General features: G+C 42.9%; 21 protein-coding genes. 10 read left to right on the top strand and 11 right to left on the bottom strand.

What is annotated here, in order from left to right; translation table 11 throughout:
- The first annotated feature begins 124 nt into the window (after positions 1-124).
- On the top strand, positions 125-349 hold the full coding sequence (gene yfhS / locus AC6CHU_RS22225) for a mother cell protein YfhS (RefSeq protein WP_159861905.1): 225 nt from the start codon (positions 125-127) through the stop codon (positions 347-349).
- A gap of 32 nt (positions 350-381) precedes the next feature.
- Here the strand turns inward: yfhS and mutY are convergent, their stop codons facing one another.
- Complete coding sequence (mutY, locus tag AC6CHU_RS22220) at positions 382-1,482, bottom strand: A/G-specific adenine glycosylase (RefSeq protein ID WP_251283179.1); 1,101 nt, start codon at positions 1,480-1,482, stop codon at positions 382-384.
- A 226-nt stretch (positions 1,483-1,708) separates the two neighbouring features.
- On the opposite strand from mutY, the gene AC6CHU_RS22215 reads away from it, so the two are divergent.
- Positions 1,709-2,689 carry a metal-dependent hydrolase gene (locus AC6CHU_RS22215; RefSeq protein ID WP_498122818.1) on the top strand — a complete coding sequence of 327 codons (981 nt, stop codon included), beginning with the start codon at positions 1,709-1,711 and terminating at the stop codon, positions 2,687-2,689.
- A gap of 33 nt (positions 2,690-2,722) precedes the next feature.
- On the opposite strand, the gene AC6CHU_RS22210 is transcribed toward AC6CHU_RS22215, so the two are convergent.
- Positions 2,723-2,992: a YfhJ family protein gene (locus tag AC6CHU_RS22210; protein WP_159861908.1), complete on the bottom strand. Its 270-nt coding sequence runs from the start codon at positions 2,990-2,992 to the stop codon at positions 2,723-2,725.
- A gap of 126 nt (positions 2,993-3,118) precedes the next feature.
- Between AC6CHU_RS22210 and AC6CHU_RS22205 the strand changes: the two genes are divergently transcribed.
- On the top strand, positions 3,119-3,289 hold the full coding sequence (locus tag AC6CHU_RS22205) for a small, acid-soluble spore protein K (RefSeq protein WP_035326564.1): 171 nt from the start codon (positions 3,119-3,121) through the stop codon (positions 3,287-3,289).
- A gap of 19 nt (positions 3,290-3,308) precedes the next feature.
- The gene (locus AC6CHU_RS22200) at positions 3,309-3,467 is read left to right on the top strand and encodes a YpzG family protein (RefSeq protein ID WP_009335831.1); all 159 of its coding nucleotides are present in this window, start codon (positions 3,309-3,311) and stop codon (positions 3,465-3,467) included.
- Positions 3,468-3,508: 41 nt separating this feature from the next.
- On the opposite strand, the gene AC6CHU_RS22195 is transcribed toward AC6CHU_RS22200, so the two are convergent.
- Complete coding sequence (locus AC6CHU_RS22195; RefSeq protein ID WP_159861909.1) at positions 3,509-3,838, bottom strand: YfhH family protein; 330 nt, start codon at positions 3,836-3,838, stop codon at positions 3,509-3,511.
- 432 nt (positions 3,839-4,270) lie between these two features.
- Between AC6CHU_RS22195 and AC6CHU_RS22190 the strand changes: the two genes are divergently transcribed.
- The gene (locus AC6CHU_RS22190) at positions 4,271-4,942 is read left to right on the top strand and encodes an SDR family NAD(P)-dependent oxidoreductase (RefSeq protein ID WP_159861910.1); all 672 of its coding nucleotides are present in this window, start codon (positions 4,271-4,273) and stop codon (positions 4,940-4,942) included.
- An 18-nt stretch (positions 4,943-4,960) separates the two neighbouring features.
- On the opposite strand, the gene recX is transcribed toward AC6CHU_RS22190, so the two are convergent.
- Positions 4,961-5,764 (bottom strand): recombination regulator RecX, encoded by an 804-nt coding sequence (recX, locus tag AC6CHU_RS22185; protein WP_159861911.1) that lies wholly within the window; start codon positions 5,762-5,764, stop codon positions 4,961-4,963.
- Positions 5,765-5,866: 102 nt separating this feature from the next.
- Here recX and AC6CHU_RS22180 point away from each other — a divergent pair, with 102 nt between their 5' ends.
- From AC6CHU_RS22180 to AC6CHU_RS22170, 3 genes are all read left to right on the top strand, one after another.
- Positions 5,867-6,772 carry a TIGR01777 family oxidoreductase gene (locus AC6CHU_RS22180; RefSeq protein ID WP_498122816.1) on the top strand — a complete coding sequence of 302 codons (906 nt, stop codon included), beginning with the start codon at positions 5,867-5,869 and terminating at the stop codon, positions 6,770-6,772.
- A gap of 74 nt (positions 6,773-6,846) precedes the next feature.
- A complete protein-coding gene (locus tag AC6CHU_RS22175) occupies positions 6,847-6,972 on the top strand; it encodes a YfhE family protein (protein WP_498122815.1) in 126 nt (41 codons plus the stop codon).
- Between the two features lie 93 nt (positions 6,973-7,065).
- Positions 7,066-7,254: a YfhD family protein gene (locus tag AC6CHU_RS22170; RefSeq protein WP_159861914.1), complete on the top strand. Its 189-nt coding sequence runs from the start codon at positions 7,066-7,068 to the stop codon at positions 7,252-7,254.
- Positions 7,255-7,309: 55 nt separating this feature from the next.
- Here AC6CHU_RS22170 and AC6CHU_RS22165 read toward each other — a convergent pair whose 3' ends face one another.
- Positions 7,310-7,813, bottom strand: a complete 504-nt coding sequence (locus AC6CHU_RS22165) for a DoxX family protein (RefSeq protein ID WP_498122813.1) — start codon at positions 7,811-7,813, stop codon at positions 7,310-7,312.
- Positions 7,814-8,119: 306 nt separating this feature from the next.
- Between AC6CHU_RS22165 and AC6CHU_RS22160 the strand changes: the two genes are divergently transcribed.
- On the top strand, positions 8,120-9,181 hold the full coding sequence (locus AC6CHU_RS22160; RefSeq protein WP_251283185.1) for a M20 family metallopeptidase: 1,062 nt from the start codon (positions 8,120-8,122) through the stop codon (positions 9,179-9,181).
- A gap of 74 nt (positions 9,182-9,255) precedes the next feature.
- Positions 9,256-9,921 (top strand): vWA domain-containing protein, encoded by a 666-nt coding sequence (locus tag AC6CHU_RS22155; protein WP_498122811.1) that lies wholly within the window; start codon positions 9,256-9,258, stop codon positions 9,919-9,921.
- A 56-nt stretch (positions 9,922-9,977) separates the two neighbouring features.
- Here AC6CHU_RS22155 and AC6CHU_RS22150 read toward each other — a convergent pair whose 3' ends face one another.
- From AC6CHU_RS22150 to AC6CHU_RS22125, 6 genes are all read right to left on the bottom strand, one after another.
- Positions 9,978-11,807, bottom strand: a complete 1,830-nt coding sequence (locus AC6CHU_RS22150; protein ID WP_498122810.1) for an ABC transporter ATP-binding protein — start codon at positions 11,805-11,807, stop codon at positions 9,978-9,980.
- A complete protein-coding gene (locus AC6CHU_RS22145; RefSeq protein ID WP_498122808.1) occupies positions 11,800-13,536 on the bottom strand; it encodes an ABC transporter ATP-binding protein in 1,737 nt (578 codons plus the stop codon). The genes AC6CHU_RS22150 and AC6CHU_RS22145 overlap by 8 nt, the downstream gene beginning before the upstream one ends.
- Positions 13,537-13,696: 160 nt before the next feature.
- Positions 13,697-14,677, bottom strand: a complete 981-nt coding sequence (locus tag AC6CHU_RS22140; RefSeq protein WP_159861920.1) for a glycerophosphodiester phosphodiesterase family protein — start codon at positions 14,675-14,677, stop codon at positions 13,697-13,699.
- Positions 14,678-14,782: 105 nt separating this feature from the next.
- Positions 14,783-15,493 (bottom strand): ABC transporter ATP-binding protein, encoded by a 711-nt coding sequence (locus AC6CHU_RS22135; protein WP_498122806.1) that lies wholly within the window; start codon positions 15,491-15,493, stop codon positions 14,783-14,785.
- Positions 15,486-16,259, bottom strand: a complete 774-nt coding sequence (locus AC6CHU_RS22130) for an ABC transporter ATP-binding protein (RefSeq protein ID WP_095244463.1) — start codon at positions 16,257-16,259, stop codon at positions 15,486-15,488. Before AC6CHU_RS22130 ends, AC6CHU_RS22135 begins: the two co-directional genes overlap by 8 nt.
- Entirely contained in the window at positions 16,231-17,208 is a 978-nt protein-coding gene (locus AC6CHU_RS22125; protein ID WP_159861922.1) for a branched-chain amino acid ABC transporter permease, read from the bottom strand. Before AC6CHU_RS22125 ends, AC6CHU_RS22130 begins: the two co-directional genes overlap by 29 nt.
- Position 17,209: the final 1 nt, after the last annotated feature.

The following is a 17,209-nucleotide window of genomic DNA, read 5'->3' as shown; positions in this document are numbered from 1 at the left end:
GATTATTATCCCGGGAATTTATAAGCAAACAACTTACCGATTTCATTTTAGCTTTTTCCATGTATATAAGGCAATTCGAATTAAAACACTATTTGTAATCCAATTGAGGAAAGGAAGATGGCAAATGTTTGTCGGACGTGATATGACAGAGCTTTCCATGATGTCAAAATCGGACTGGAAGGACAGTGAGCTTGCTTTTTACCATCATTCGTTTCAGCAGATCATGCCTTATTTAAATGCTGAGGGTCAAACCATCCATAGGGAAATTATTGAAGAAATAGAAAACCGGGGCGGCCTGAAAAGACAGGAAGCCGATTATACTCACGGAACCAGGGTCAGCTTTGATTAGTTTTAAGGGGAAAAGGGGAAAGTTCCCCTTTTCTATGTTCTGCTTTCCAAATATTGCTTCCAGATTTTCTGATGGGAAACCGGAAATGGAAATTCCTTTATTTCTTCAAGGGTAACTAATCTCAAATCGTTTCTTTCCTCTTCAATTTTGATTAATTTTCCTTTATAAACATTTATGTTCCATGTCAAATGGGAAAATACGTGTTCGATCTGACCTGTCATATCCTGTATATCCACATTGGCGCCATATTGCGTGCTGAACACATCTTTCATCTGCTCTTTGTCGCTTACATAAGCAATATTAATCTCTGCCATGGGAAATTCCCAGAGATTAGCAAGCAGGCCTTTGCCGGGTCTTTTGTGTATCAGCACCCTGTCTTGATCATCCATTAGGACCGCTGCTGCCAGCTGCACATTTCTTTGCTTTTTGGTTTTTGTTTTTACGGGCAGCTCCTGCTGAGTCCCTTCATAAAACGCAGTACAATGTTCTCTCACCGGGCATAATAAGCAGGAAGGAGAAGTTGGTGTACATATTAATGCGCCAAGCTCCATAAGCGCCTGGTTGAAATAGGAAGGATTTTCATGTGAAATTAATGTGCGGACAGAAGACTCAAAGATTTTCCTGGAAGATGGCTTGGCGATATCTTCCCAAATGGACAGGATGCGCGAAAGGACACGCATTACATTGCCGTCCACAGCCGGTTCAGGTATGCCGTACGCAATACTGAGAATGGCTCCTGCAGTATAGGGCCCTACTCCTTTTAAGGAAGAGATCTCTTTTGGCGTATCAGGAACTTTGCCGCCATATTTTTCATGAACCTCTCTGACGGCAGCCTGGAGATTTCTTGCCCGTGAATAATAGCCCAGACCCTCCCAGGCTTTTAAAACCTTTTCTTCGTCTGCTTCAGAAAGATCCTTGATGGTCGGAAACTGTTCAATAAAACGGAGGAAATATGGAATGACAGTATCCACCCTCGTTTGCTGGAGCATGATCTCGGAGACCCAGACTTTGTACGGATCCTGATCCTTTCTCCAGGGCAAATCCCTTTGCTCGGCTTCGAACCATCTGAGCAAATCATCCTGAAATCCTTTTATATCTGTTGATTCGATTGTATTTTGACTAACTTCTTTCAATTTTTTATTCCTCCTGATGTTAAACAATCGGAAAATATGGGAATATATTAGTACAGTCGCTGCATGAATCATAAGTGAACATTTTGCTCCAACTTTTGCGACACCTTTAAAGGTACCCATATTCAGCTGTGAATACAAGAGTTTTGTTAGTACACTTTAATTAGGTAACCCCCAAATATAACTAGCCTCACATAAGAATTGTTACCAAGGAAGGAGGTATTTCCTCTTGGATACCGGCACACATATCGTGATGGGCCTGGCGATTGGCGGCATTGCCACTCTTGATCCCGTTGTTGCAGAGAGTTCTGCTACAGCAACCAGTGTCATGATTGGGGCCATCGTCGGTTCACAAATACCTGATATAGATACTGTCTTAAAATTAAGAAATAATGCCGTTTATATTCGCAATCACAGGGGAATTACCCATTCCATACCAGCTGTACTGCTTTGGCCTCTTGTCATCCTTGCAGTGGTTTATCCGTTTTTTCCGTCAGCTAATTTGCTTCATTTATGGCTATGGACTTTTTTAGCTGTCTTCCTGCATGTTTTCGTAGATATATTTAATGCATATGGAACACAGGCGCTCAGGCCCTTTTCATCTAAATGGGTAGCACTGGGGATTATTAACACATTTGATCCATTCATCTTTGGGATCCATGTAGCAGGATTATTTATATGGGCATTCGGTGCCCATCCCGGTTATACCTTTTTAATCATTTATGGCATTATTTTTGTTTATTACCTTCTGCGGTTTGCAGCCCAGAGAAGTGTAAAAAATGCCGTCAAGGTTATGATACCGGATGCCACTGACATCATCATTGCCCCAACCATGAGATTTAATCAATGGCGTGTGGCGGTGATGAGCAGGCAGCAGTTTTTTGTCGGGCGCGCAGTTAAGAATCATGTACGGATACTCGATCAATTTAATCGCGTTCCGGTTCCCGAGACACCTGTTATAGAAGCCGCAAAGAATGATAAGAATTTATCTGCCTTCCTATCCTTCTCACCGGTTTACCGCTGGGAAGTGGATGAATATGATGACTATTACGAAGTTCGTTTCATTGACCTCCGCTATCGGAGCAATGGACATTATCCATTTGTCGCTGTGGTCCAGCTCGATCGGGACCTTAACATTCAATCATCCTATACAGGCTGGATTTTCAGCGAGGAAAAGCTTCGAAAAAAACTGGATATACTCCCCGGCTAATGAAAACAGGCTGCTTCAATTGGCAGCCTGTTTTTAATTTAGCTTATTTTTATCCTGCTCAAGCAAATGCTTGTATTTAGGATTATTGGCAACAAATTCATGGAGCCTGGCTCCATAATTTTCTACCCATTGCCTTACAATCCTTTCTGTCATTTCAGCACCTTTGTATTGTCTTCCAGCCTTGGCATAAGTCGCTTCGAAATCTTCCCAGAGCAGTTCAATCCATGTCCTTGCCTGATTTGCTGAAAGCATATTATTCTTTTCCAATAAAAGTTCATACAGCTTTTGCTGGTACTCATTCATAAAAATCACCTCTTTACCATTTATTAATACCTTTATTCCTTCATAGCCTTCCGTAAAGTACAAATAATAGTAGTACGTGATTGGCTAAAGCTTGTCACGCTCTTATTCCGGTTTAGGAGGCTTGTTATGCGCAATAAAGCGAGAAATTTTCCAAATCAGAACAATATTAAATTGGAGGGGGAGCCGCGGGCCAAAGCAGAGTATGCTTCACGCCGGGCAGATGGCACAATTAACACGCACCCTCAGGAACGAATGAAAGCTTCATCAAACCGCGAAAGTGACACACCAGAATTTTAAAATACTGGGAGGCTTGGTTATGGGAAACAGCAAAAACTTTTTTGGAGATAATCCTTATTCCAGTCCATTTACTTCACCGCACTTTAGGCCAAAACGCGCACATTCACAAGTAAATGGCGAGACCCAGCAAACTCAAGACCTCATTATTTTAAAACGGCAGATTCGCAAAAATTCTTAAAGGAAGCTTCAATCAGAGGGTTTTCGCCCTCTGATTGTTAATTATTCTTTTTTCTCTACTTTTTTTAGCATAGATATAGGCAGAGCCTCTTCCCCTTTGCTTCCATTCAGCCGGAATCCCCAGGCAAATACGCCATTCATATAGTCAATTTTAAAGTAAACTCCTGGATCCCCGTCAATTTCATAAATTTCACCGGGCGCGAAATCATCCGGATTGAGCAGGTAGGATTTCGCCATTATGGCTTTGCGTTCAAGCACGGCAAACTCATTTACCATGCCCATCTGTTCAGCTTTCCTTGCTTTTTCATTCAAACTGGCAATTTCCTGCTGAAGCTCATAGGTAGACATTGTACTGTATCTTTTATCCTGCATATTAATCCCTCTTACTTTCTCTATTGAAGATACCATCTTGGTTAATACTTGATTTTGTTTAGTCTATTAATCATAACCGTTGATTTACGCTCCAGGCACTCAGCAAACCATGGGGCTACCGGGAGCCTCCTCGACGCTCCTGAGTCTGCGGGGTCTCCCCTGGTTCGCTACTCCAGTAGGACGTTGAGTAAGCTTCCTTGAGGACACATCGCACGAAGAAAATGCGTATGTATTTTCGAGGATCTCGCACCTTCCGCTCCAATCAACTCAGTAATCAAATATTTACATTGCGGGCTTTTAAACCACACACTCCTAAGTATATGAGAAAATGAGCGATTAGAAAAGGCCGCTGCATCCGTTTTGATGCTTTTCGCATGTATTGGACTTTTTTGCTAAGATGATGATTATAAGACGTTTCAAAGGAGGATTCAAATGAAGTCAGTCATCATTACCGGAGCGGGGTCGGGTTTGGGAAAAGAGCTTGCTTTATTATTTGCCAGACAGGGATTACATACTATTTTAACAGGCAGGACATTGGACAAGCTGCAGAGCGTAGAACAGGAAATCCGTGAGGCCGGCGGAAGCGCTGAAGTCCATACATTAGATATCACCAAAACCAAAGAGATCAGCAAATTAATGACACAAATTCAGGATCATGAACTCTATGGGCTTTTAAACAATGCCGGGGTTGGGCATTTCGGGCCTTTTAACAGCCTTTCAGAGCAGGACATTCAGGAAATGTTCGACACTAACACGCTGGGCACTATTCATATGACACAGGCTATTCTGCCCTTTTTAAAAGAAAAGAATGAAGGCCTGCTGATGAATATCATTTCGACCGCGGGCTTAAAAGGGAAAGTTAATGAATCTGTGTATGTGGCAAGCAAATTTGCTGTAAGAGGATTTACCGAGAGCCTTCAGAAGGAGCTGGAGAACACAAATATTAAAGTTAAAGCTGTTTATATGGGCGGAATGGACACCCCTTTCTGGGATGAAAGCGACCATATCAAGGACAAATCGAGGCTTCGCTCTCCTAAAGAAGTGGCAGAAATGATTCTTGATCATATGGAAGATGATTCAATTGTCATCGAATCAAAAAAATAACACATGGTCCTCCATGTGTTATTCTTCTTCACTTAAAAATTGCTCTATCAGGTCAAAAGTAAAACCTTTTCTGAATAAAGCCTGCTTCATTTTTTGAGTATATTCGAACTCAGGAAGACCTGCATATTTTTTCTTTGCTTTTTCCGCCTGGAACCTCAGGGCAGCCAGTTCTTCATCCTCTTCTTTATCAATCTCCGTTTCAGATACAGCTTCTTGAATGATGTCAAAAACAAAGCCTTTACGCATTAACATCTGTTCCAGCTTTTGCTTAAGGATTTTGGATGAATCACGGGCATATTTCTTTGAATACTTTTCACACAGCCTTATGGCGGCAGATAATTCAGCATTCCTTGGATATTCTTCTAACGCCTGTTCGATTAATTGAGGGGAAATCCCTTTCTCCTTCAGCTCCGTGCGGATCAGCCCTTTCCCTTTATCTGAAGTGTTCATTTGGGTACGCACAAAAGCGGCTGCAAATTCTTCATCGTTTAAAAAATGGTAATCATACAATTTGTGGATAACTTCCTGAATAACCGGTTCTTCCACTTCTTTTTCAGCTAGATGTTTGCGGACTTCGGTTTCTGAGCGCATTCTTCTGGATAAATAATGAATAGCCCTGTTATAGGCTTTCCGGATATCATCCTGGTAGCCAATCTCATTTAAAGAGAATTCATCTAGCTCCATTCCCTTTTTGAGCTGATGCTTAATTAAAACATCTTCATCCACACTAAATGCATATTCTTCACCTTTCCCATAATCCATATATATATTATAGCGGTCTTTGCTTTTTTTCTGGACAGTGATCTTCGTAATAGTCGGCATTTTCTCCACCTCTTATCTTAAATGTAACACATCCAAAAAAGGATTTTGAAAGAAAACGTCGTAAAATGTAGCAAAGTATGACACATGAAAGGGGAATCTCCCATGAGAATTGCCATCACCGGCGGAACTGGCTTTGTTGGAAGCGCCTTGGTTAAACAATTGCTGGAAAAGAAACATGAACTATTCATTCTTACAAGAAATACAGCTGATAAAAAGGCTTCTAAAAACTTGAATTATGTTCAATGGCTGAGCGATGATGACTCGCCTGAGGATGCTCTCGAAGGCATTGACGTGTTTATCAACCTGGCTGGTGAGTCTATTAACAGCGGAAGATGGACAGAGGTACGCAAAAAGCGGATAGTAAACAGCCGCATTACAGCCACCAGGGAAGTTCTCCGCATTATTAGCCGCCTGGAAGAGAAGCCGTACACCTTAATCAATGCCAGTGCCGTCGGCTACTATGGCATATCCCGAAATGAAACCTTTACTGAGGACACCAGAAAAAGCGGCACTGATTTTTTAGCTGAAACAGTAAGACGCTGGGAAGAAGAAGCCACTAAAGCAGAAGCATTTGAAGTCCGGACCCTTTTCTGCAGGTTTGGAATCATTCTCGAAAAGAACGATGGTGCCCTTCCCCGTATGGCCCTTCCTTACAAATTATTTGCCGGAGGGCCTGTTGGAACAGGTGAGCAATGGGTTTCCTGGATTCATTTAGATGATGTTGTAAACGGAATCCTGTTTTGCATAGAACACGAGCAGCTTCAAGGTCCCGTTAATTTTACATCCCCAAATCCCCTGACAATGAACGAATTTGGAAAAACACTTGGTGAGGTTCTTAATCGTCCGCACTGGATGCCCGCTCCCGCTTTTGCTCTAAAAATTGCTCTCGGGGAGATGAGTACCCTGGTATTAGAAGGGCAAAAAGTGCTTCCCGAAAAATTGCAGGCATCCGGTTACAATTTCTTATATCCTGATCTAATGTCTGCCCTAAGGAATATTTATCAATGAAATTTGTATCATTTTTGTCAAATAAGGGAAAAATAAGGGAAGTGTGTACCCTTATTTTGAAAGGATGATGTAAAGTGGATAATAAGAAAAAAGACAAATCCAAAAGCACCTTATCAAGCATGCAGGAAGTAACCTATTCAAGAGAATTCAAGCGGGCTGACAAAGCTGGCGGATTTGCAGGCAGACAGCCTAGACATTAATTTCCACTCATACCGCCCTGATCTATGGTACATGATAAAGGTACGGAAACATCTGAGTTTCCGTACCTTTATTGCTGAAAGGGGTTATTTGCAATGGGCCGTGCACATGGACATAAAACTCGTGATAAAAACAAAGCATCACTTCCACAAGTACCTAAAAGCATGAAATCTGACGGCATTGACGTAGAATTTAACCGCGAACTCGCCGATCAAGAAGATCTCGAGGCAATGGCACGTTCCAATGCTGCCAATCAGCGAGCATATAGCCGAAAAAAGCGCTAGCTCAAAGGTAAAAAAGAAGCAGGAGCATCAGGTTCCTGCTTCTTTCATTTTCACGTTAATGAGTGTGTGCTTCTCTTTTACCTATGCCGTGTCCGCCTTTCTTCATTGTCTTAATATATGGGATGGCGAATCTGTCAATCCCCCAGCAGTAAGCGCCTGCACCTGTGAATAGAAGGATGATGGCTGCTGTATATAGTATCGGGTTAGTGCTTGTTGTTCCTGCTAATAAGAAGTTTAGATTCATGAAAGCTGCTGCAACTAAAGCCGGAATGGTCGCAGCTCCAAGGATAAGTCCAATCCCGACAAGAACTTCGCCCCATGCCACCAGAGTGCTGAATAGATCCGCGTTTGGCAGTGCTACATTTTCAAGGAATCCCGCATACCAGCCCTGCACTGCAGGATGATCGCCGGCGGCATTAGCAATGGCCCCCTGTATGAACCCGCCTGCATTAAAACCGTCTGCTACCTTATGCCACCCTGCTTCAAGCCATTGTATTCCAAGCCATACTCTTAATACTGTCCACACCATTGCTGCCTGAGGAGTTTTCCACCATTTCATTGTAATCATCTCCATAATATTATTGTGAAATTTTTCACATAATTTCTTAAAATTTTCCCTCCTGGGTATTTTAAAAGCCGGCCAGCTCTTGGGAAGAAAGCATTCTTAGTGAATTTATTTGTGAAATACTTCACTAACTTTCCTCACTTATAATATACTCCATCCTCCCTCTTTCCGCAATATACTTCACCAATTCTTCACAAATATTGGGCCGTGCCCAAACAGGCCGTTTTCATCCTCACAAAGCGGGAATAGGTAGAGAGTACTGTGTAAATTATCGCTTTACTAAAGGAGGACCTTTGACATATGCTCGAAAACTTATTGAAAGACCTTATTTCCATTAACAGCTCTTCAAAGGAGGGAGCAAACCAGGCCATTGAATATTGCCACCAATGGCTGTCGGGACATGACCTCCCTTCCAGAATCATCGAAAACAATGGCTATAAAATGGCTGTCTGTGAAATTGGAAGCGGTGATCGGACCGTTATTTTCAACGGACATGTGGATGTTGTATCAGGAAAAGAAGAACAATTCATCCCTGCAGAAATCCGCGATAAGATTTATGGCCGGGGCGCTGCGGATATGAAAGCAGGAGTTGCCGCTATGATGTGTGCGGTAAAAGAGCTCAAAAATATGCCTATTGGCGTAAAAATTCAGCTTCAAATTGTTTCAGATGAAGAAATCGGCGGCTTTAATTGTTCCGGGTATCTGGCAGAACAGGGATATCGCGGCGATTTTGTCATTTGCTCTGAACCTACTCAGCTTGGAATTGCACTCGAAGCCAAGGGGGTAATCAGGCTTGACATAGAAATAGAAGGAGATCCAGCCCACGGAAGCCGCCCTTGGGAAGGAATCAATGCTATAGAAAAGGCTTTTGAAGTACATCAGAAATTATTAGAATTGCCTTTTGCAAAGGAATCATCGGAATTTTTCCCACATCCTTCAATTAATCTGGCGAAAATAAACGGAGGTGATGTTTATAATAAGGTGCCTGAAAAATGTGTAATGTCTTATGATATCCGCTATTTGCCCCAGCAGAATCATGAAGAGATCATCAAACAAATTGAGGATATCACAGATGGGGAAATTATCATGAATATGTTCTCAAAGCCGCTTGTAACAGAAAGAGATAATCCCTTCATCCTGATGCTTGAACCCATTGTGGAAAAGTACACCGAAGATAAAGCTGTTTTCTTTGGCCAGCATGGGTCCGCGGATACTGTTTTCTTTGCCAATTACGGGATACCAGCTATTGAATTTGGCCCAACAGGCATGAATTGGCACGGTGATAAGGAATACGTCCTTCCGCATTCCATTCATTTATATGAAAAAATGCTGATCGGCTTTGCTATGAAATTTTCAAATTAAGAGGCTTTTTTGATGTGAACAGTCTCCCAATATGGTAAATTTTTGACTATATGATAAAAGGGGGATTCACTGAAATGAGCGCTATTAGTTTATTAAAAAAATCAGCCGGCATTGTGCTGGAGAAAAAGAATCTGACAAATGTTACAGCGAGAGTAGGTCTGGTGCTGGACATTTCAGGCTCCATGCGAAAGTTATATAAAAATGGGACTGTTCAGAGGGTTGTGGAGAGAATCTTAGCTGTTGCCAGCCAGTTTGATGATGATGGCTCACTGGATGTTTGGGTGTATGATAATGAATTTTCCAGGCTGAAGCCGGTAACCGAACATGATTTTGAAGGATATGTGGATCAGTATATTTTAAATAATGATCTGATTCACAAATTCGGAAGAAATGATGAGCCTCCGGTAATGGAGGATGTCATTCAGAAATATACCTCTGAAGAACCGAGCAAAGATCCTGCTTTCATTGTTTTCATTAATGATGGCGGCTGCAAAAGAACCATCAAAAAGCCGGTGGTTTCCTCATCCGATAAACCATTGTTCTGGCAGTTTGTCGGGATTGGCGATTCGAACTTTGAGGTATTGGAAAAGCTGGATGAAATGGACGGCCGCTATATTGATAACGCAAATTTTTTCCACATTAAAGATGTAGAGGCCATCTCTGATAACGAACTATATGACCTCCTTCTGAACGAATTTCCGGACTGGCTAAAAGAAGCAAAAGAAAAAAATGTCATTTGATAGAGCAGCAAAAAAGGCGGATTTGATTTATAATCAAGTCCGCCTTTACATATTATTCACGCATTTGCCCTTGCGGCCGCTTTCCCATGCAGCCGATAATAAAAGCCCTCCTGTTTAAGCAGTGAGTCATGTGTTCCTTCCTCAATAATCCGGCCCTCATTGAGAACAAAAATCTTATCGGCATTTTGAATTGTGTTCAAACGGTGGGCAATGACAAAGCTGGTCCTTCCTTTCATCAGCTCCTGAAGAGCATCCTGAATTTTAAGCTCTGTTACTGTATCAATGCTGCTCGTGGCTTCATCCAGAATTAATATGTCCGGGTTGGCCAGAAATGCACGTGCAATGGAAAGAAGCTGCTTTTGCCCCTGGCTAATGCCATTTCCATCCTGGCTCAGCACTGTATCATACTGCTGAGGAAGTTTCATGATAAATGAATGGGCATTAGCAAGCTTAGCTGCCTCCATCACTTCTTTATCTGAAGCTTCCAGCCTGCCGTAGCGAATATTTTCGCGCACAGTGCCACGGAATAGAAAGGAATCCTGCAGGACAAATCCCATATGTTTTCTAAGGCTTTCTTTTTTCACACTGGCGATATCCTCACCATCAATTAAAATACAGCCTGAGTCCCGTTCATAAAACCGGGAGAGCAAATTGATCATGGTGGTCTTTCCTGCACCTGTCGGACCAACGAAAGCAGCGGTCTGGCCTGCTTTGACATGAAGTTTTACGTTTCTTACCGTATTTCCGTCTTCTTCATATGAAAAAGAAACATCCTGAAATTCGACCTCACCTTTTACTTCACCAAGGTCTTTGAGCCTCTCTTCATTTCGGAATTCTTCCTCCTCATCCATGATGTCAAATACCCGCTCAGCTCCTGCAATTGCAGAGAGTAGGGTATTAAATTGGTTTGCCAGGTCATTAAGCGGACGTGTAAATTGCCGGGAATACTCCGTGAACACGACAATTACACCGATTGAGATCATGCCATTCAGGGCAAAAATCCCCCCTACCCCGGCGATGATGGCAAAGCTCATGTTGTTCAGGACATTCATCAATTTCGGGATAAACCCGGAATAGGTTTGGGCCCAAAATCCAGCCAGCTTAAGTTTTTCCCCTTTTTCCCGGAACTCGGCGATCACCTTCTGTTCCTGTGAAAAGGTCTTGATGATCCTCTGTCCTGATATGGTCTCTTCAATATAACCGTTCAGCTCTCCAAGATTCTTTTGCTGCTCTTTAAATAATCGTCCTGTCCGTGCTGTAATCCACTTCATGCCCAAATACATCAGCGGCACAATGATCAGGGTAATGAGGGTTAGCAAAGGACTTAGCCACACCATAACAGAGACAGTTCCAATCAGAGTCAGCAGGCTTGAAAACACCTGGATCACTGAACTGTTAAGTGTCGAGCTGACATTTTCAATATCATTTGTTACCCTGCTCATCAGTTCCCCCTGCTGGCGCTTGTCAAAGAACGGAATGGGCAGTTTGTGCAAATGACTAAAAAGCTTTGTTCTCATTGTAAAAACCGTTTCCTGTGCAATGCCGATCATCCAATAATTCTGAAACCAGAGAGCAAGTGAGTTCGTCACATAGATGACTCCGAGCCAGATCAGTAAGGCGATAAATCCATCACTATTTTTTGTGACAATATAATCGTCAATAGCCATTCCGACTAAATATGGGCCAAGCAGCCCCATAGCCGAGCTGATGACCACCATTAATAAAACGAGATATAACAAACCCTTATTAAAGGCTAAATAGGACCAGATTCTTTTGAGTGTAGACCCCATGTTTTCAGACTTAGGCTTTTTCCCTTTAGGAAATTTTCCATTCAGTTCAAGTGGAATCTTTTTGTATTGGAAAGGTTTTATTAGGTGCTTAAGCATAGTCTCTGTTCTCCTCTCCAGACTGGGATTGAAAAATCCGTTTATACAATCCGGATGTCTTAAGAAGATTCTCGTGGTCTCCTTCAGCAAGAAGCATTCCATCTTCAAGCAGCAAGATTCTGTCTGCTTCCATTGCTGTGCTGATTTTCTGTGTAATAATCAATGTTGTACAGGTATACTCTTTCAATGAACTCAGAAGTTTTGCTTCTGTTTTCATATCCAGTGCACTTGTGCTGTCATCAAGAAGAAGGATTTTAGGCTTTCTTACAAGCGCCCTGGCAATGGAAAGACGCTGCTTTTGCCCGCCTGATAAGTTAACACCCTTTTGCCCCACTCTTGTTTCATAGCCCTGCGGAAGCTTCATGATGGTTTCATGTATCTGCGCATTGACAGCTGCTTCAGTAATTTCCTCCATCGTTGCATGTTCTTTGCCCCATGATATATTCTCTTTCACACTGCCTGTAAAAAGCAGGGCTTCCTGAGGAACAAAACCGATTTTCATGCGGAGGTTTTCCATTTTCAGTTCCCTGACATCGTGCCCATCAATTTCTACCTTTCCTCCGGTTACATCATAAAGCCGGGGGATCAGCTGGAACAGAGAGGTTTTTCCGGAGCCTGTTGCACCCAATATCGCCACTGTTTCCCCGGGATGGACGGTAAAGCTGATGCCATCGAGTACCTTCTCTGAAGTTCCGGGATATTTGAAAGAAACATCTTTAAAGTGAATTTCGCCCTGGCTCACAGTTAACTCCTTCATATCAAGAGATTCTGAACGGTCAGTTAAATCCACTTCAGTGTCCAATACTTCTTTTACACGGTTCGCAGAGGCCCTAGCCCTTGAAAACGCCATGATAATCCAGGAAAAAATGGAGAAGGCTGCGGTTATTCTGGTTGCATAGTTCACAATCGCAACAACCTCGCCTACCTTTACATCACCTGAATTTACCTGTATGCTCCCAAACCAAAGGACGCCAAGAATACTAAGATTCATGATGAAAAGCAAAACAGGCATGGTCACTTCCATCAGACGCAATGCTTTAACGGTACTATCTCTGAGATCCTCATTTGTGCGCGTGAAGCGTTTCACTTCATGATTTCTGCGGACAAACGCTTTAATTAGCCGGATCCCCGTCAGGTTCTCCTGCATGACGCTGTTCACAGAGTCGAGCTTTTCCTGGACTGCCTTAAAAAGCGCGCCGCCTTTTCCCATTACCCAAAACAGAAATAGAAAAAGAAAAGGGGCCACAGCTGATAAGATAAGAGCAAGCTTCACATCTACCACAAATGCCATGATAAGTCCGCCGATGATTAAGAGAGGCGCTCTCATCATGATTCGAAGGCCCATAAAAACTGTATTCTGAAGCTGCGTAATATCATTTGTTATACGGGTAATTAAAGAAGAGGTCGGAAATAGATTAAAGTTGGCAAAGGAGAAGGATTGAACCTTATCATATAAGCTTTTCCTTACATCAAAACCAAAGCTCTGGCTGACATGTGCCGCATAAAAAGAATTAATGACCCCAGCGGCAAAAGAAACAAAAGAAGCAGCCAGCATAATGCCTCCCCACTTTACAACCTCCTGAAGATCATTTTGCAAAATGCCTTCATCTATGATTTTTGCCATGAATAATGGCTGAATAAGTTCAACAGCAAGCTCCGTCAGCATTAATGACAGAGCTATGGCCACCGCGATCCGGTAAGGCTTAAGAAATGCTAAAACTTTCGCCATTTGCAGTCCCCCAAGCTGTAATTGCCGTTAATATATGTATTATCATACTTCTAAAATCCTTCGTTAAACTAAATAATCCTATCATTATCATAATCCTTTTTACAAAATTTTTAAATAATTCCATCGAAAAAAATTAAAACGCCTGGAAGAAACCAGGCGTCTATTCTTTTTTATAAATGGGGGCAATCAGCTCAATCCTATTTGTCCAAATGCCTCCTGAATAACCATCAGGCAGCCGCTCCAGATCTTCAGGTCTGTCAAAGCCTTCCGACCAGCTGCCGTCCCCTGCAACCACAATGACTCTTGTGCCTGCATCATCCATTCGGTTCAGAAACTTATTTGGCCATCCCCACAATAGTTTTGTATACGATTCTGGAATATGAACCTGTGTGTTTTTACAGGCTTCTGGCATATAGCCTGTCCATCCCGCTCCTATATATGGAAGAAGGCACTCTTTTAATGTTGCCTTTGACATTACCCGCATCTCGGGCATTTCTTCCTTCAGGGCGGCGATTGGCCTATCCCCTCCATATACAGATAGTTTCTCCAATCTGTCTGGTGGAAGCATGGACAGGTATTCAGCAAGCATGACTCCTTCCTCTGGGTCATTGCTTTTAATATGAATTAAGAGATCTCCTTCCGGAAATTCCTTCATGACTTCATCCAGGCTTGGCATCATTCCGATCCCTTTACCGCGAAACGGATAGGTTTTTCCTTGATCCGCTGTATAGCCGTACCCGATATCAAGCTTTTTTAATTCTTCCATCGTATAATCTCTTGTATTGCCCTTTGCATTTGTCCGGCATTCCAGCCCCCAGTCATGGAACACCGCAAATTGTCCATCCTTTGTAACCTGAATATCCAGTTCGACTATATCTGCACCTTCTTCAAAAGCTGCTTCCATGGATGGAATCGTATTCTCAAGAAAAGAATGCTCAGGCTCGTAAATTCGTTCAGCGGTACAGGTTTCCCCGGTGATTCCTTCCATATGAAAGGTCTGTGCCATTCCTCTATGTGCAAGAAGCAGCGGCTCAGCATTTCTTTCTTTTGTAAGCAGAGAGGTGTTGTTTAAAAACATAAATACGCCGAGAACTAATAAAACTATAATTAGCCGTTTTAAGATCTTCATAAACTTTTTCATGTGTCCTCCGAAATATTGTACAAATAATTCTTTTCTCACTAATTTTACCACAATGCACCATGCAGAAATATAAAAGGCCAAATCAAAGGATTCGGCCTTTTAGAATCAACTTGATTTACGTCCCAGGTAAGCTTCCATGATACGCGGATCATTCAGAAGCTTCTGTGAGCTTCCTTCAGCAACCATTTTGCCTGTTTCCAGGACATACCCATAATCGGATATTTTAAGTGCCTGCCTTGCATTCTGCTCCACCAATAGAACAGTCGTCCCCGCTTCATTAATTTCTTTAATGATTTTAAAGATGTCAGCTACTATAAGCGGGGCCAGCCCCATTGACGGTTCGTCCAGAAGCAGCAGCTTTGGCTTGCTGAGAATTGCCCTGGCAATGGCCAGCATCTGCTGCTGTCCGCCGGATAATGTTCCGCCAAGCTGCTTCTGCCTTTCTTCAAGAATAGGGAAACGCTCCATTACCTTCTTAATATCCTGGTCAACTTCATTGTCCTTCCGGTGGTATGCCCCCATCTCCAGGTTTTCAAGCACTGTCATTCCGGAAAGGATCTGGCGGCCCTCCGGCACAAGGGCAATCCCTTTGCGAAGCAGCTGGTCCGGCCTGAGCCCCGTTACATTCTCTCCCTGTAATTGAATGCTGCCAGCTTGGGGCTTAAGCATTCCGGAAATGGTCTTCATGGTCGTTGTCTTCCCTGCACCATTTGCGCCCAGGATCGTAACGATACTGCCCTCTTCCACTTCAAGGCTGATGTCTTTAAGAACCTGGATTTTCCCGTAAAAAGCGTTAATCCCATTTACCTTAAGCATACATATCCTCCTCCTCGCTGCCGAGATAGGCTTCGATGACATCAGGATTATTCTGGATTTCAGCAGGTGTGCCTTCAGCAATCTTCTTGCCGAAATTAAGGACGGCAATACGGTCGCATAATTTCATGACAAGCGGCATATCATGCTCAATCAGCAGGACCGTAATGCCCTGTTCCTGAATCTTTTTGATAAGCTGAAATAATTCGCTGGTTTCTGTTTCATTCATACCGGCTGCCGGTTCGTCGAGCAGCAGCAATTTAGGCGAGCTGGCCAGCGCACGGGCAATTTCCAGCCTTCTTTGCTGACCGTATGCAAGGCTGTCTGATACAGTTTCGGCAAATCCCCCCAGCCCCACAAATTCTAATAGCTCATTCGCTCTGCTTCGGATATTCTCCTCTTCTTTACGCTGTGCTTTTGTCCTGAATACACTGCTGAATACACCCGATTTGCTTCGGCAGTGCTCCCCGACCATCACGTTTTCCTCTGCTGTCATCTGAGGAAACAGGCGAATATTCTGGAATGTTCGGCAAATGCCCTTTTTCGTTATCAGATGCGGCTTTAAACCATTGATATTGTCCTCATTAAAGATGATCTCACCTGAGGAAGGAGTAAACATGGATGTAATCAGGTTGAACATCGTGGTCTTACCGGCTCCATTCGGGCCAATAAGCCCAAAGATTTCTCCCTGTTTAATCGAGAATGAGACATCAGAAAGGGCACTCAGCCCGCCAAAGTTTTTACATGCTTTTTTGACTTGCAGCACCATGCTTTTGCCTCCTCTTTGATGTTTTAAGCTTGACCCAGTTTAAAATATTTACATCAATTAATCCCTGCGGTCTGACTGCCATCATAATAATAATGATCAGACCGTAAATCATGTAGCGGTATTCGCTGATAAACCGGAGCACCTCCGGCATTACAGTTAAAAAGAGGGCTCCAAATACCGGTCCCCAGATTACTTCGCTCCCCCCGAAAACAGCGAAAATCAGTATCTCAACAGCACGGTGATAAGCAAAATCGGCAGGACTTATGTACGCAAGAACATGTGCAAACAGTGCACCTGCAAATCCCGCTACCAGGGCCCCCTGCGCAAATGCCAATACCTTATAATACGTGATGTTGATGCCCATTGATTCAGCCGCTTTTTCATCCAGCTTAATCGCTGCGAAAGCCCGTCCTACTCTTGAGCGGTTCTGCCTTCTGAAAAATGCGATGATGCTGATTGTCACCGCTAATAAAATAAGGAAGATTGCCAGAAATACAAATTGGTTATTTTGAAGCCCAAGTATTTTCGGATCAAAGCCCAAGTCTTTTAACGTATTCAATAGCTCTCGGCCCATATGCGGTATGCCTGATAAACCGACAGCTCCCTTTGTCATAGACTCCCAGTTTACAAAAATAACACGGATAACCTCTCCAAACCCGAGGGTAACAATGGCCAGATAAACCCCCTGAAGCCTTAATGTCGGGATTCCGATGAGGATTCCGAATAACCCCGCCAATAAAGTGCCTGCCAGTATTCCCACAATAATAGGAAGGTCAAAATTCAGCGTCAGCAGTGCAGACGTATAGGCACCAATTCCCATAAATCCTGCATTGGCCAGGGAAAGCTGTCCAGTTGATAGAGTAATATAAATACTAACTCCTAATATAATGTTGATTAATATAAAAGAAGCTACCTGTAAATAATATGGATTTATTAATTCTGCAAGCATG

The sequence above is a fragment of the Cytobacillus sp. GQ23 genome, from assembly GCF_059758675.1.
This window is presented reverse-complemented; position numbering and strand designations above follow the sequence as displayed.

Excerpts from the sequence above, each read along its gene's own strand:
- AC6CHU_RS22190 (WP_159861910.1), top strand. The coding sequence starts at position 4,271 with ATGAAGTCAGTCATCATTACCGGAGCGGGGTCGGGTTTGGGAAAAGAG.
- AC6CHU_RS22165 (WP_498122813.1), bottom strand. The coding sequence starts at position 7,813 with ATGAAATGGTGGAAAACTCCTCAGGCAGCAATGGTGTGGACAGTATTA.
- AC6CHU_RS22125 (WP_159861922.1), bottom strand. The coding sequence starts at position 17,208 with ATGCTTGCAGAATTAATAAATCCATATTATTTACAGGTAGCTTCTTTT.
- AC6CHU_RS22140 (WP_159861920.1), bottom strand. The coding sequence starts at position 14,677 with ATGAAAAAGTTTATGAAGATCTTAAAACGGCTAATTATAGTTTTATTA.
- recX (WP_159861911.1), bottom strand. The coding sequence starts at position 5,764 with ATGCCGACTATTACGAAGATCACTGTCCAGAAAAAAAGCAAAGACCGC.
- AC6CHU_RS22170 (WP_159861914.1), top strand. The coding sequence starts at position 7,066 with ATGGGCCGTGCACATGGACATAAAACTCGTGATAAAAACAAAGCATCA.
- AC6CHU_RS22180 (WP_498122816.1), top strand. The coding sequence starts at position 5,867 with ATGAGAATTGCCATCACCGGCGGAACTGGCTTTGTTGGAAGCGCCTTG.
- AC6CHU_RS22195 (WP_159861909.1), bottom strand. The coding sequence starts at position 3,838 with ATGCAGGATAAAAGATACAGTACAATGTCTACCTATGAGCTTCAGCAG.
- AC6CHU_RS22200 (WP_009335831.1), top strand. The coding sequence starts at position 3,309 with ATGGGAAACAGCAAAAACTTTTTTGGAGATAATCCTTATTCCAGTCCA.
- AC6CHU_RS22130 (WP_095244463.1), bottom strand. The coding sequence starts at position 16,259 with ATGGTGCTGCAAGTCAAAAAAGCATGTAAAAACTTTGGCGGGCTGAGT.
- AC6CHU_RS22160 (WP_251283185.1), top strand. The coding sequence starts at position 8,120 with ATGCTCGAAAACTTATTGAAAGACCTTATTTCCATTAACAGCTCTTCA.
- AC6CHU_RS22135 (WP_498122806.1), bottom strand. The coding sequence starts at position 15,493 with ATGCTTAAGGTAAATGGGATTAACGCTTTTTACGGGAAAATCCAGGTT.
- AC6CHU_RS22205 (WP_035326564.1), top strand. The coding sequence starts at position 3,119 with ATGCGCAATAAAGCGAGAAATTTTCCAAATCAGAACAATATTAAATTG.
- yfhS (WP_159861905.1), top strand. The coding sequence starts at position 125 with ATGTTTGTCGGACGTGATATGACAGAGCTTTCCATGATGTCAAAATCG.
- AC6CHU_RS22210 (WP_159861908.1), bottom strand. The coding sequence starts at position 2,992 with ATGAATGAGTACCAGCAAAAGCTGTATGAACTTTTATTGGAAAAGAAT.
- AC6CHU_RS22145 (WP_498122808.1), bottom strand. The coding sequence starts at position 13,536 with ATGGCGAAAGTTTTAGCATTTCTTAAGCCTTACCGGATCGCGGTGGCC.
- AC6CHU_RS22150 (WP_498122810.1), bottom strand. The coding sequence starts at position 11,807 with ATGCTTAAGCACCTAATAAAACCTTTCCAATACAAAAAGATTCCACTT.
- AC6CHU_RS22155 (WP_498122811.1), top strand. The coding sequence starts at position 9,256 with ATGAGCGCTATTAGTTTATTAAAAAAATCAGCCGGCATTGTGCTGGAG.